This window comes from Streptomyces milbemycinicus, from assembly GCF_002154605.1.
In the GTDB taxonomy this organism is placed as follows: Bacteria; Actinomycetota; Actinomycetes; order Streptomycetales; family Streptomycetaceae; genus Streptomyces; species Streptomyces milbemycinicus.
The window spans coordinates 1-366 of sequence record NZ_MUNE01000949.1; the positions used below are offsets into that span (position 1 = coordinate 1).

Genomic DNA, 366 nt, shown 5'->3' on the forward strand with positions numbered 1-366 from the left:
CTCCACAGGTCCACGCCGTCGTCGCTGTTGTTGAACGCCCGGACTCCGCTGATCACATTGCCGTCGCCGGAGCCGTGGGTGATGGCTATGCCGTCCGCCTGCTTGCCGCCGGTGGCGTCGTCGTGGTTGTCGTACGAGTCCAGGTTGCGGATGACGTTGTTGTCGCTGCCCTTGCCGCGCAGCGTGAGCCCGGTGTCGCCGTTGCCGTGGGTGGAGAGGTTGTCGAAGACGGTGCGCGCGCAGGAGTTGCAGACCAGGCCGCCGCCGGGGGCGTTGCGGAATTCCATGCCCGAGACGGTCCAGTAGTCGGCGCGGAGCGAGAGCAGCGAGGAGCCGGTGGAGAGCCGCGAGCCGTCGACCCGGACC

The 366-nt window shown here is 68.9% G+C and carries 1 protein-coding gene (only partly in view); it reads right to left on the reverse strand.

Going from position 1 to position 366, the window contains the following annotated elements:
• Positions 1–366 carry part of the coding region annotated (locus CCN51_RS49395) for a right-handed parallel beta-helix repeat-containing protein (RefSeq protein ID WP_143676175.1) on the reverse strand (this coding region is incomplete at its 3' end). 284 nt of the annotated region lie beyond the right edge of the window, so 366 of the 650 annotated nt are shown.